We start from the raw sequence: 12,434 nt of genomic DNA, 5'->3' as shown, positions 1-12,434 counted from the left end.
ATGATTATTGTTGCGACTTTACTCTAATTTTTTTCGGCGGGTTTTCTGATGGCGCCAATCCGCTATTGGCAACTTTTTCGGTGATATACGATTCTAGCTTTAATTGCTGTAATGTTGTCCTCGCATCTACAAATTCACTTTTCAGCTCTTTCACCTCATCATTTAGTTTTGCGATTCGATGCACTTTTTGATCTGCCCAATGCGAACTAGCAATCATAATTAAAGCCAAGAACGAAGCAAAAACGATGAATCGCCAATTTTTGATGGCGTCGTCTTTTATAAGGAACTTTCCTTTTAGAATGTCATATATATTTTGCTTCTTCATTACTTCAGCCGTTCTGCTATTCTTAGTTTTGCACTACGTGCTCTGTTGTTTGTTTTTATTTCTTCGTTTGATGGAATGATCAATTTGCCTACTTTTTTAAATGGCACTTCTACCCTTCCATAAAAATCTTTTTCAGGTTCGCCTTCAAAGAGTCCGTTTCTGATATATCGTTTTACCAATCTATCTTCCAGTGAATGGTAGCTAATTAAGCTAATTCTCCCACCTTCTTCTAACACTTCTTGCGTTTGCATTAGAAATTCTTTTAAGACTTCTATTTCCTGATTAACTTCAATACGAATTGCCTGATAGATTTGCGCCAATATTTTATGTTCTCTGTGCTTTGGCAAAAATCGCTGCAATGCTACACGCAAATTTTCTGTTGTACGAATTGGAGCTTCTGACCTTTCCAATACAATCTGACTTGCAATTGCTTTCGCATTTCGCAACTCTCCATATAATGATAAAATCGAACGCAAGTCTTCTTCGTCATATTCATTTACTACATGATAAGCAGAAATCTCTCCTTCTTGGTTCATTCGCATATCCAAATCAGCTTCAAAGCGCAATGAGAATCCTCTTTCTGCTTTGTCAAACTGATGTGAGGAAACTCCAAAATCACCTAGAATTCCATCTGCCTTTCGTACGCCGTAAAAGCGCAAGAACTTTTTAAGATGTCTAAAATTTTGATTGATCAACGTAAATCGCGGATCATCAATAGCATTGTCAAGCGCATCTTGATCTTGATCGAATGCATATAGTTTTCCATGTTCTCCTAATCGGTTCAAAATTTCTTTTGAATGTCCACCGCCACCAAAAGTCACATCTACATACACTCCATCTTCTTTGATGTTGAGTCCGTCAACCGTTTCTTTTAGTAATACTGGATTATGATATTCCATCTCCATCGTCATTTCCCATTACTTCTTCTGCCAAATCTCCGATATCAATATCTGCATCATCGGTAGCAGCATCATATTGTTTTTTATCCCAAATCTCAATGATATTAATAGCTGAAGAAAGCACTATTTCTTTTTTGATTCCTGCAAAAACCACTAAGTCCTTTGGAATCAGCAATCTTCCTGCCGCATCAATTTCCACCATACGAACACCTTTATTAAATCTTCGAATGAAATCCACATTTTTCTTTTTAAAGCGGTTTAGTTTGTTTAGCTTTTGCGTCATCAAATTCCATTCACTCATTGGATGTAATTCTAAACATGAACCAAACAAACCTTCTTTGATCACGAAACCTTCTTGTAATACAGGTAACAACTGCTTTTTTAAATCAGCAGGAACAAGCATTCGCCCTTTGGCGTCAACTTTACATTCGTATGTTCCAATCAAATTAATCACTTGAGAATATGGTGTACCTATTATAAGATTCAAATATATTGAAAAATTTACCACATTTTACCACATTTTACCACTTTGTTGATAAGTTTTTCTATTTTTTCTCCAAAAAGCCTGTAATTACGCTTTAAATCAATTTGTTGAAAGTAGGTATTTCAGAATAGAACTATCAATTTTTAGAATATTTTCGTTATGTTTTGTTAATTTTTGAGACATTAAAAAAAAAGCATTTTAATAATTTCGAAATGCCTATATTTGTCTCTTGTTAAAAAACTGATAGCCATTAATGAAAGAAAGCTTTAAAAGGGAAGGGAAATTCAATTATCTCGAATTAGGAGAAGGAACACCTATCGTTATTTTGCATGGCTTAATGGGCGGTTTGAGTAACTTTGAAGCCGTTACCGAAAATTTTTCAACAAAGGGATATAAGATTTTAATTCCTGAGTTGCCTATTTACACAATGCCACTTCTTAAGACAACCGTAAAGAATTTTGCGAAGTATGTCAAAGAATTTACACTCCACAAGAAACTCGACAAAGCTATTTTGCTTGGAAATTCTCTTGGCGGACACATCGGATTGCTAACTACAAAGTTGTACCCTGAATTAGTGAAAGGTTTAGTCATTACTGGAAGTTCTGGATTATACGAAAGCGCTATGGGTGATGGATATCCAAAACGTGGCGATTATGAGTTTATTAAAAAGAAGAGTGAAGATGTTTTTTACGATCCTGCCGTTGCTACGAAAGAGATTGTAGATGAAGTTTTTGCGACCGTAAATAATAGAAGTAAACTTATTAAAACGTTAGCAATTGCTAAGAGTGCTATTCGCCATAATATGGGGAAAGATTTGCCTAAAATGAACATTCCGACAGGAATTATTTGGGGAAAAAATGACATTGTTACGCCGCCTAATGTTGCTGAGGAGTTTCATGAGCTACTTCCTGATTCTGACTTGTACTGGATTGATAAATGTGGGCATGCTCCTATGATGGAACATCCACAAGAATTTAATGAGTGTTTGCAAGATTGGCTGACCAAACGTAATTTTTAGTCATGAAGATCAAATCTGCCGAATTTGTGATGAGTAATTCAGACGTTGCAAAATGTCCGAAGAATCCAATTCCTGAATATGCTTTTATTGGACGCTCTAACGTTGGAAAGTCTTCATTAATCAATATGTTGACACAGCGAAAGAGCCTAGCTAAAACTTCTGGAAGACCAGGGAAAACGCAGTTAATTAATCATTTTAAGATTAATAACGAATGGTTTTTAGTGGATTTACCCGGATATGGATATGCGCGTGTTTCTAAGAGCGCTAAAAAAGTTTTTCAAAAGTTTATTACCGAATATTTTAGAAAACGCAGACAATTGGTTTGCGGATTTGTCCTTGTAGATATTCGTCACGAACCGCAAAAGGTAGATTTAGAATTTATGCAATGGCTGGGCGAAAATCAGATTCCTTTTTGCATTATTTTCACAAAAGCTGATAAATTACGTCCTTCACAGATTGATAAGCACGTTGAAAATTACAAAGCTAAATTATTAGAAGATGTTTGGGAAGAAATGCCGCAGTATTTTGTGACTTCTTCTTCAAAAGCTATTGGTCGTGATGAAGTATTAAATTTCATTGGGCAAATCAATCAAGATTTGAAAAATTGATAGTTTTTGATTTTGATTTTATCAAACTAATTAACTCCTGAGTAGTTTCAATTTTTTCTATCTCACTTCTCGAAATCCATTCTGTTAATTTTTCTCCTTCTTGTAGAAATATTACTGGATATTTTGTTTCTATATTTTTGTATTGCTTTTCAAATTCGTCACTATGCAAAAATACTAACGGAAGTGATGTGTTTTTTCTAAATTGTTTCCAAAGTGCGTTTTCTTTGAATGTATCATGTGTTATGGTACACAATTTACATTGATACGTTTTGGGGCTAATTAATTTATGCGCAACATCGAGCAAACTATTTAGTTTCCCTGATCGCGCATTATATGTGAAGATTATTTTTTGCATTATTTAGGTAATAGATTTTGGGTATTTGACATTAATTTGACACCTAAAGCCACTCATAATACTTTTATTCTATTTGTCGAAAAAATAACACTTCCTTTTCAAGCTAAACCATTTTTTATACTTTTAAGAGGCTAAAAACACCAACCATGCAAGCAACTACAATTGATGAAGTCATTTCATTCTTAGATCAAATCATTGAGGAGAATAAACTAATTCCAAGTACGATGGGATATTTCGCGGCATTGTACCACAAAGTAACCTGTAAAGTTAAGGCAGGAATTGAAAATGATTTTTTTGATGATAACCCTCGCATGGAAAAATTGGATGTAATTTTTGCAAATCGCTATTTACAAGCGTATACAGAGTTTAAAAACGGAGCAAAACCGACAACTTCATGGCAAATTGCTTTTGACAAAGCAGATAGTTATTGGCTGATTGTGTTACAACATTTGCTTTTAGGAATGAACGCACATATTAATCTGGATTTAGGAATTGCTGCTGCGGAAGTGATGAAAGGAAAAAACATAGAAAATCTACACGACGACTTCAATAAGATCAATGAAATTTTAAGTGAATTGGTTCATGATGTTCAACTCGAATTATCGCTAATTTGGAGATTTTTAGCTAAAATTATAAAGAAAACCGAAAAGTTTAGCTTGATTTTGACTGATTTTAGCATGAAACTCGCCCGGGATGGCGCATGGGAATATGCTACATTATTAGCAAATTCTCCAGAAACTGATTGGTCACAATTAATTCAGGAACGCGATAAAAAAGTGACCAAAAAAGCCAATATTGTTGTTGACCCAGGATTTTTGATTCGACTATTATTTAAGATTATTCGACTGGAAGAAACAGGTACTATTAAAACACGCATTGAGATTTTAGAGAAAAATTAGACATTAGTCTTTATCTTTTTATTTTAGGAATAACTTTTAGACCTGAATTTTGTTTAACAGCAACTAAATTATTGTAAAAAGAGATTAAACTTATTGTAATAGAATTAAATCTATTCATAACATTAATCTCATATTGTTTTCCCAAAAAAGCAGATTGAACAATCATTTCTGAGTTTTCAAAAAGTTTTAATTGTTCTTTTGAGAAATCAGCTCTCCAATCTCCTTTATTAGTTATAATCTGAAGTCTTTCAGATATAAGTGTTTTTAAGAAATCAACGTACTCCTCTTTTGGTGTGACCCAAAATTCATTTCCTGCATAAAATTCATTTATCAATTCAGGAAAATTTTTAATAAATATTAGTAAGGGAGTTTCAAATGGTTCTTTATCGCAAATTCCTTCGCATGTTACAAGAGGTTTCCATATAGTATATCCTAAAATTTCCAAGAGCTTTTGTTCATTACTTTTTAACAATCTCTAATTTCTCTGCAAAATAATCACAGAAATCCATCATCGTAGCAGACATTTTCTCATCGTTAGTTGCACGTTGAAATGTACGCGCCATAGACACTAATGTTTGATGATAAAACACTTTCATTTCGTCCACAGGCATGTCTTTTGTCCATAAATCGATACGCAAACTTTCTTGCGCTTTATGATCCCAAACAGATAACATTACAGCCTTAGAAGGTTCATTTTCTATACCACCATCTTTCGCGGTCCAATTGATTGCTTCTGGCACATTATTTTCATCAACAGTTACTGCAACTTTTATTTCGGACGTCGTTTTTTTCGCCATTATTTCTTTGGTTTGTACTTTGAATTGTTAAATATTTCTTTGGAGGGTTTTCTCAAAAGATTTTGCAAAGATACATCATTATTTTGCATATACGCCTTTACAATTTGATAACCAATATAACGCCCTATTCCTCCAGGAGATTCATTATCTAATTCTAAGTAAAATTTAGAGAAAGGCGCCAGATTTAAGAAACGAGAATCCAATTTAGAATTCGTACTGTACAATAAATCTTTTTCAATAAAATAAGTCCAGATTTGCAATTCGTTCGCCTCAGCCCAATCTGCTTGCTGATCCGTATACTCAAACTGCATAGCAACACTTGCGTTTGGCACCAAAAGCGTTTTTATGTATTGTATTTTTCCATAATAAATCATCTTGCTTAAAAACGTACGTTCACGCGATGGTTTTACTTGTGCGTAAGCAAATTCACTTGCAATGTCAATTGGAATCATTTCCTTTTCAAAACCATGGGAAATATATTTTTGAATTCCTTCATAATATTTATGATTTGCTCCCAAATACGTATTTAAGGCAATCAAAATAATATCTTGATTTAGAATTACTTTTTTTCGATAATCTTCAGAAGTTACCGTAAACACTTCTGGCTGTCCATATTCTGGAAAGTAGAATTTGATGTGTTGTAATAGAGATTGAATACCACGCTGAACTGCAGCAAAATTTGTAAAAACCGCGTCTATTTCGGTTTTTAGTTCTTTTTGCAGCGGATCGTTCATCGTGTAAATCCACGTAGAATCTGGCACGGAACTCGGAAAAAATAACGGATATACTTCTTTCAACTTTGGTAAATCTGATGGTTTCGCACCTAAAAATACTTGATCAAATCGCACCACATTCACATCAATTGGAATGGCTGCAATTTCTTTTTCAAGCGAGTTTTCTTCGGCACATCCAATAAAGATCAGCAAGCAGAAATACAATATTTTTCTCATAGGAATTTCTATTAATCAAATAGATAAACGCAATCTGTATTTATAAATTTTATTGCGACGCTATTTTTGTGTACAAAGTTACTTTTTTTATCTTGTAAAAAAATCGAAAAACAGGAAATGAGTCAGGATAAATTTGTCTGCATCAACTTGACATAGTGATAGGTAAATTTTATCTGACAGAATCAATTAAATAAAAAAGAGACAAATGAAAACTGATAAGGTTATAGATCATATTGTAGGATGGTTAAAAGATTATGCTACTAACGCAAGAGTAAATGGATTTGTTGTAGGTGTTTCTGGTGGAATAGATTCTGCTGTCACGTCTACTTTGTGTGCAAAAACTGGCTTGCCAACGTTGTGCATAGAGATGCCAATTCATCAAGCAAAAAGTCATGTTACACGCGCACAAGAACACATTAAACAATTAAAAGAACGCTTTGAAAATGTGACAGATACACGTGTAGATTTAACATCTGTTTTTGAGGAATTTAAGACCGAAATTTCTTTAAAAGGCGCACAGGCAACTGTGGACATGGCATTGGCAAATACCAGAGCTCGTTTACGTATGACAACCTTGTATTATCATGCAGGTTTACTGGGAAGACTAGTTGCTGGGACAGGAAATAAGGTAGAAGATTTTGGTGTTGGTTTTTATACCAAATATGGCGATGGTGGTGTTGATTTGAGTCCTATTGCCGATTTAATGAAAAGTGAAGTGTATATGTTGGGAGAAGCGTTAGAAGTTCCTACTTCAATTATGAAAGCAGCTCCTTCAGATGGCTTGTTCGGAGACGCTCGAAGTGACGAAGATCAAATTGGCGCCAGCTATGATGAATTGGAGTGGGCGATGCACATGAACGATGAAGGAAAAACTGTAGACGATTTTACTGGAAGACAGCAAGAAGTATTCAAAATTTACAAAAGATATAATACTGCGAACCAACATAAAATGATTCCAATTCCAGTCTGCATAATACCGCAAAATCTTACATAAAAAATCACCTTTTTTAATAGTTTTTATAAAAATTTGTTTAAATTTGTTTCTACAGACCCCCTAAACCTGAAATAAAAATTGATTCGTTTTAATGTTTGCATGACATATCATTAACGAGTCTTTCTTTATGTGATGGTCTGATTTAATAATAACTTTAAAAACTAAATTATGGTTAAAGTATTAATTGCAGACAATCATCCCATTGTTCGAAAAGGAATTAAAGCCTTATTCAAGAACTCTACTGAGATTGATGTAGTAGGAAAAGCTGCTACTACTTCTGAATTATTTGACTTTATTGGTCAAGAAAATGTAGACGTTGTTTTACTTGAAATGGATATTCCTGAAGTCAATGGAATTACTGCTTTGAGAAGACTTAAAAAAGACTTCCCTGACGTGAAAGTAATCATGTTTAGCTCGCACTCTGAAGATGTTTACGCAGTAAGCACATTAAGAGCTGGAGCATCTGGTTACTTATCAAAATCCGTAGCTACAAATGTTATCAAAGACGCTATTGTTAAAGTTGCAAATGGAGGCATCTATATCAGTAACGAGTTAGCACAACGCTTAGCATTTGATGAAAGCACAAACAAACCCCGCAGATTCTTCAGACGTTTGTCTACAAGAGAAGTAGAAGTATTAAAACTTTTAGCTTCTGGTAAACGTAACAAGCACGTTGCTGAAGAACTAAATCTGAATGAAAAAACTGTGAGCACGTACAAAGCTCGTCTAATGCGTAAGTTGAACGTAGACAACTTGGTTGATTTACTACAACAAGCCAAAGCATTAGAGTTACTGTAACAGAAACTTTTTTTTTATAAAGATTTCCCTTTACAACAGTAAAAATTTTGATGATGATATGTGTATTTTTAAGATGTACGTATCATCATTTTTTATTTGCTTCGTCATAATATTTTTGCGGAAAGACTACGCAACCACCGCAGATTAATAATTTAGAATTTCGAGTTTTTATATGCTCGATAATTTTCTTTTCGAATGGAGATAATGGCAGTTTTTTATTTTTTTCTAAATATTTCAATGCCTCAACTCCAAAGGTTTGCAATTCCGGATTGAATGCTGTTAACCAATTTCTAAAGTATTTGGCATTTCGGATATTATCAAAATAGATATCATCATGCTCCAAGGGTAAGTCGCTTATGTTAGAGCCACAAGAATATCCATAAATTTTTCTCTTTTTCAATTGATCTACAAAATCTGAAATTCCCAATTCAGTTTTATAGAACTTATTATGCGACTCAATATATTCATTTAGTTTTTCATAATCGAAATAAGAATTTATATTCCCTCGATATACGTCATAATTTATCAAACCAATTATTGAATCATTTTCTGAAAACACACTTACAGTATACTCCTTATGTCTCATGTAGCTTCCAAGAGGATAATCTATAATAATCGTATAAATAGACTGCTTCAAACTATCATCTAATTCTCTTTCAAATTCAAAACCTCCTCTTATGGAGTTGATCATACGGATATAATTAAATTTTTTACGTTTTAGTGTATCTAAATTGAATTCTTGATAGTTTTTAAAATACCCTTGAATTTCATAACTCGCTTCACTCTCTTCCCTATTTTGTGAAAACAGAAATAGTGACTGCAACAAGAATATGCAAATACTTATTTTTTTCATATTGTAATAAGTTTCTAGTTAAAAATACTGAACTTATAACACTCTTTTAAGTTGTTCAGAAAGCGATTTTTTAAGAAAAATGTAGTCTTTGATTTCTTCTAATACATTTTGCAATTCCTCCACTTGTGTCTCTGGTGTCAAACTCAGTTTGAGTTCTTCTATTTTAAGGTTGATTAAGAAACAACGTAAGGTAAGTATTGTTTCACTGGTCAATTGCGCAATGGTTTCCTCTTTTGGTTTTACAAAGATATTTTGTGCTTCCCAGTTGTGCAATTCATAACGTTCCTCACTCATGAGAATATCTGTGACTTCGTTAGCAACTTCTGGTTCAATTTGATTGACAAAGGTGTCTAATTCTAAATTTCCTGTTTCATTAAGTATTTCAATAGCACGATAATAGATGGTTTTGAATTTTTCGTTAGCCAAGTCTATTTCGTCTTGTTGTAGATCTAAATAGAGTTTTTGAAACACTTTTGCTTCAAATTGCTCGCGCTCCATTTTTAACTCGCCTTCATCATCTTCTTTTAAAATCAAATCTTCAAACGTAGCTTCCATGTTCCCGTAAATCAGTAGAATTTCTATGATTTTACGTTCCAAGACATACTGTACATCAACACTATCAGATTTTTTCTCTGTTTTGATGATATCAAATGTCTTTTTCTCTTTTTTGATTTTCCTATTGACTTCCTTGAGGTCTTTATTTATCAATTGCGCCAATGTAGCAAATAATACTTCTTCCGAAATGTCCATGATACGGGATGTTTCACGCAAGTACAATTCCTGTTTGATTCGATCGGAAACTTTGGAAATACTCGACATCATATCATTAATAACTTCTGCCTTTTTGATCGGATCATTTTTGGCAACTTCCATCAGTAAAGAAGCTTTGTAACTGATAAAATCTTTTACATTGTTTTCAAAATATGCCAATACATCTTCTACAGCATTGTTTTTTGTAAAACTATCAGGATCTTCTCCTTCTGGAAATGTACATACACGCACATTCATTCCTTGTTCCAAGATTAAATCTACACCACGAAGTGATGCACGAATTCCCGCTGCATCTCCATCATAGAGAATGGTAATGTTTTTCGTTAAACGATTTATCAAACGGATTTGTTCTGCCGTTAAGGCAGTTCCTGAAGAAGAAACTACATTGTAAATTCCTGCTTGATGCATCTGAATGACATCCGTATATCCTTCTACCAAGTAACAATTGTCTTCTTTAGCAATGGCTTGTTTTGCATAGTACAAACCGTATAAGACTTTACTTTTATGGTAAATATCACTTTCAGGTGAATTGAGATATTTGGCCGCTTTTTTGTCATTTGTTAAGATTCTTCCCCCAAAACCTAACACACGTCCACTCATACTGTGAATCGGAAACATGACACGACCTTTAAAGCGGTCAAAACGCTTTTCGCCTTTTACAATTGTCAATCCTGTTTTTTCAAGATAGGTAAGATTGTATCCTTCTTTGAGCGCTGCATCTGTAAATGCACTCCACTCATCCAATGCATAACCCAAACCAAATTTTTTGATGGTTTCTGTAGTAAACCCTCTTTCTTTGAAGTATGTCAACCCAATCGCTTTACCTTGCTGCGTTTCCCAGAGCGTTTCTTGATGATATTTTTTGGCATATTCAGATACTAAGTACATGCTTTCTTTTTCGTTCGCTAAGGCTTTTTCTTCATCCGTGCGTTCGGTTTCCTCAATTTCAATTCCGTACTTTTTTGCCAAATATTTTATGGCTTCTGGATAGGTAAAGTGTTCGTGTTCCATTAAAAATGCAACCACATTTCCTCCTTTTCCAGAGCTGAAATCTTTCCAAATTTGCTTTACAGGCGACACCATGAACGAAGGCGTTCGTTCGTCCGAGAATGGACTTAATCCTTTGAAGTTACTTCCTGCTTTTTTGAGTTGTACAAAATCACCGATGACTTCTTCTACGCGAGAAATATCAAATACTGCATCTATGGTGGATTTTGAAATCAATGGTTTCGGGATTTTGTTGGAATAGCTTTCAAAAATACTAAGTTTCGATTAATATTATAGCATTTATCCCTTGAAATTCCTATTTCGTTGTTTCCAAAAATTAGGCAGTTTTCCATCGCTGTTCGCCTTGATAGAAAATTGATTTGTGCTTGAGATAGTCTTGCCAAATCTGATCAATTTGATTTGCATGTATTTGTTGAATTGTATCTGCAAATACAAATAGTTGTATCAATGCTCTTAATTGCATTGCAGTTGCCATAACATAAAATATTCCTTGTGATGAAAACAGATCAAAACTGATAGCTGAATTGCCAATAGCTGCCCATTTTTCGCCAGCCGATTGTATCAAATTTGTGGAGTTCGCTGCTACGATTTTGTAAAAATGTATTGTCTCTTCTTTCCGTTTTATCAAAGCAGTATTTTCATTGTTTTCTTTTGCAATTTTGAGTAATAACTCGGTTGTTTTGAGTTCATTTTTATTGACAATATCAAAATCCTTATGATGAGCAGTAATTTGTCTGTTATTTGTCTTTACAGCACTATAACTCTGACCATTTTAACTTGCTCCAATGGCGCTCATTGTATTCAATTCGTTAATGTATTTGTTTACGAAATCCAATAAACAATTAATTTGTCATTTACACTGCATTTAATTCCTAAGTTTTGAGCAAAATGTGATTGTCCTCCTAAGACATCTTCAATTTCATTGGTTTTCATCTAAAAATTAACACATCTAAGTATAACGTTTGACATTCTATAAGTTAACAACAGTAAACGTAATGTACTTATTGTAAAATAACTAACTAGTTATAGATCATATGAACCTCAAGTTTCGATAACAATATCATTAGATTCAGGTAATCTTTTAAATAACTCCTTAAATCAGACGATCATTTCTGTATTTTTGTGATATATTTTTCCTTTATTTATTGTAGCAAATATCAAAAGTTTGTTTACCAATATAGATTCCATTAGTTTCATTCATAACTAAGAATTAAACTGAGATCGTATTTCATCTATTCCAAATAAAGGCTCTAAGCCTTATGAGCTGTTCAAAATTTAAGTACTGGATGAAAGGGACAAACATTGCGAACTATTAGATGAATTATGACGAAACTCCTTCCTACACTTTTACCTTTTTTATTAAATCCTAAGTTTAAGATTTATTAAAAAAACAATTCGATTAAAACATAAGAGGGCTCTCAATACATCTTTCACAATGTCCGTTTTTTAAACGATTTCAAAGATTTTGTCCGAAAATGAAAGCTGCTATCCGCTTTTGCTGACTTGTGTCCGTTTTTGAATTTGCTGAGAATATGCACTTACCTACTTTCGTTTCGTTGTACAACTTTAACAATTTATTAACGAAATCATTTTAGCATATGAGATAAAAAAAAAACCACATTTTAATCTTTAAATCAAAAAAATAAAGTGAGTGATTGTAAACCTACTTATAATC

General features: G+C 33.4%; 15 protein-coding genes. 5 read left to right on the top strand and 10 right to left on the bottom strand.

The window, feature by feature from the left end; all coding sequences use genetic code 11:
• Positions 1 to 4: 4 nt before the first annotated feature.
• From MK119_RS21335 to mraZ, 3 genes are read right to left on the bottom strand one after another with little or no spacing between them, the layout of a single operon-like run.
• Positions 5 to 325: an FtsL-like putative cell division protein gene (locus MK119_RS21335; protein ID WP_290683186.1), complete on the bottom strand. Its 321-nt coding sequence runs from the start codon at positions 323 to 325 to the stop codon at positions 5 to 7.
• Complete coding sequence (gene rsmH / locus MK119_RS21330) at positions 325 to 1,224, bottom strand: 16S rRNA (cytosine(1402)-N(4))-methyltransferase RsmH (RefSeq protein WP_290683184.1); 900 nt, start codon at positions 1,222 to 1,224, stop codon at positions 325 to 327. Before rsmH ends, MK119_RS21335 begins: the two co-directional genes overlap by 1 nt.
• Positions 1,211 to 1,678, bottom strand: a complete 468-nt coding sequence (mraZ, locus tag MK119_RS21325; RefSeq protein ID WP_290683211.1) for a division/cell wall cluster transcriptional repressor MraZ — start codon at positions 1,676 to 1,678, stop codon at positions 1,211 to 1,213. Before mraZ ends, rsmH begins: the two co-directional genes overlap by 14 nt.
• A 283-nt stretch (positions 1,679 to 1,961) precedes the next feature.
• Between mraZ and MK119_RS21320 the strand changes: the two genes are divergently transcribed.
• Together MK119_RS21320 and yihA are read left to right on the top strand one after the other, a co-directional pair.
• A complete protein-coding gene (locus tag MK119_RS21320) occupies positions 1,962 to 2,726 on the top strand; it encodes an alpha/beta hydrolase (protein WP_290683182.1) in 765 nt (254 codons plus the stop codon).
• Positions 2,727 to 2,728: 2 nt separating this feature from the next.
• Positions 2,729 to 3,334, top strand: a complete 606-nt coding sequence (yihA, locus tag MK119_RS21315) for a ribosome biogenesis GTP-binding protein YihA/YsxC (protein ID WP_290683180.1) — start codon at positions 2,729 to 2,731, stop codon at positions 3,332 to 3,334.
• Here the strand turns inward: yihA and MK119_RS21310 are convergent.
• Entirely contained in the window at positions 3,312 to 3,689 is a 378-nt protein-coding gene (locus MK119_RS21310; RefSeq protein WP_290683178.1) for a GTPase, read from the bottom strand. The genes yihA and MK119_RS21310 overlap by 23 nt on opposite strands.
• A 146-nt stretch (positions 3,690 to 3,835) precedes the next feature.
• On the opposite strand from MK119_RS21310, the gene MK119_RS21305 reads away from it, so the two are divergent.
• The gene (locus tag MK119_RS21305; protein WP_290683176.1) at positions 3,836 to 4,588 is read left to right on the top strand and encodes a DUF5995 family protein; all 753 of its coding nucleotides are present in this window, start codon (positions 3,836 to 3,838) and stop codon (positions 4,586 to 4,588) included.
• A 10-nt stretch (positions 4,589 to 4,598) separates the two neighbouring features.
• On the opposite strand, the gene MK119_RS21300 is transcribed toward MK119_RS21305, so the two are convergent.
• From MK119_RS21300 to gldB, 3 genes are read right to left on the bottom strand one after another with little or no spacing between them, the layout of a single operon-like run.
• Positions 4,599 to 5,033, bottom strand: coding sequence for a hypothetical protein (locus tag MK119_RS21300; RefSeq protein ID WP_290683174.1), 435 nt, complete (start codon positions 5,031 to 5,033; stop codon positions 4,599 to 4,601).
• A gap of 13 nt (positions 5,034 to 5,046) precedes the next feature.
• A complete protein-coding gene (gldC, locus tag MK119_RS21295; RefSeq protein WP_290683172.1) occupies positions 5,047 to 5,385 on the bottom strand; it encodes a gliding motility protein GldC in 339 nt (112 codons plus the stop codon).
• Positions 5,385 to 6,335, bottom strand: coding sequence for a gliding motility lipoprotein GldB (gene gldB / locus MK119_RS21290; RefSeq protein ID WP_290683170.1), 951 nt, complete (start codon positions 6,333 to 6,335; stop codon positions 5,385 to 5,387). The genes gldC and gldB overlap by 1 nt, the downstream gene beginning before the upstream one ends.
• 205 nt (positions 6,336 to 6,540) lie before the next feature.
• Between gldB and nadE the strand changes: the two genes are divergently transcribed.
• Positions 6,541 to 7,329, top strand: a complete 789-nt coding sequence (gene nadE / locus MK119_RS21285) for an NAD(+) synthase (protein ID WP_290683168.1) — start codon at positions 6,541 to 6,543, stop codon at positions 7,327 to 7,329.
• Between the two features lie 168 nt (positions 7,330 to 7,497).
• Complete coding sequence (locus MK119_RS21280) at positions 7,498 to 8,127, top strand: response regulator transcription factor (RefSeq protein ID WP_290683166.1); 630 nt, start codon at positions 7,498 to 7,500, stop codon at positions 8,125 to 8,127.
• An 85-nt stretch (positions 8,128 to 8,212) separates the two neighbouring features.
• Here MK119_RS21280 and MK119_RS21275 read toward each other — a convergent pair whose 3' ends face one another.
• From MK119_RS21275 to MK119_RS21265, 3 genes are all read right to left on the bottom strand, one after another.
• Positions 8,213 to 8,980, bottom strand: coding sequence for a hypothetical protein (locus MK119_RS21275; protein ID WP_290683164.1), 768 nt, complete (start codon positions 8,978 to 8,980; stop codon positions 8,213 to 8,215).
• A 33-nt stretch (positions 8,981 to 9,013) separates the two neighbouring features.
• Positions 9,014 to 10,975: a DNA primase gene (dnaG, locus tag MK119_RS21270; RefSeq protein WP_290683162.1), complete on the bottom strand. Its 1,962-nt coding sequence runs from the start codon at positions 10,973 to 10,975 to the stop codon at positions 9,014 to 9,016.
• 100 nt (positions 10,976 to 11,075) lie between these two features.
• Entirely contained in the window at positions 11,076 to 11,387 is a 312-nt protein-coding gene (locus MK119_RS21265; RefSeq protein WP_290683160.1) for a hypothetical protein, read from the bottom strand.
• Positions 11,388 to 12,434 lie beyond the last annotated feature (1,047 nt).

Origin of the sequence: Kordia sp. (genome assembly GCF_022447245.1) — a bacterium.
In the GTDB taxonomy this organism is placed as follows: domain Bacteria; phylum Bacteroidota; class Bacteroidia; order Flavobacteriales; family Flavobacteriaceae; genus Kordia.
The sequence above is the reverse complement of the archived record's forward strand: the minus strand, read 5'-3'. Positions and strand labels throughout refer to the sequence as shown.

Coding starts and splice junctions, on each gene's coding strand:
- MK119_RS21320 (WP_290683182.1), top strand. CDS start 1,962: ATGAAAGAAAGCTTTAAAAGGGAAGGGAAATTCAATTATCTCGAATTA.
- nadE (WP_290683168.1), top strand. CDS start 6,541: ATGAAAACTGATAAGGTTATAGATCATATTGTAGGATGGTTAAAAGAT.
- rsmH (WP_290683184.1), bottom strand. CDS start 1,224: ATGGAATATCATAATCCAGTATTACTAAAAGAAACGGTTGACGGACTC.
- gldC (WP_290683172.1), bottom strand. CDS start 5,385: ATGGCGAAAAAAACGACGTCCGAAATAAAAGTTGCAGTAACTGTTGAT.
- MK119_RS21335 (WP_290683186.1), bottom strand. CDS start 325: ATGAAGAAGCAAAATATATATGACATTCTAAAAGGAAAGTTCCTTATA.
- MK119_RS21310 (WP_290683178.1), bottom strand. CDS start 3,689: ATGCAAAAAATAATCTTCACATATAATGCGCGATCAGGGAAACTAAAT.
- gldB (WP_290683170.1), bottom strand. CDS start 6,335: ATGAGAAAAATATTGTATTTCTGCTTGCTGATCTTTATTGGATGTGCC.
- MK119_RS21280 (WP_290683166.1), top strand. CDS start 7,498: ATGGTTAAAGTATTAATTGCAGACAATCATCCCATTGTTCGAAAAGGA.
- yihA (WP_290683180.1), top strand. CDS start 2,729: ATGAAGATCAAATCTGCCGAATTTGTGATGAGTAATTCAGACGTTGCA.
- MK119_RS21305 (WP_290683176.1), top strand. CDS start 3,836: ATGCAAGCAACTACAATTGATGAAGTCATTTCATTCTTAGATCAAATC.
- MK119_RS21275 (WP_290683164.1), bottom strand. CDS start 8,980: ATGAAAAAAATAAGTATTTGCATATTCTTGTTGCAGTCACTATTTCTG.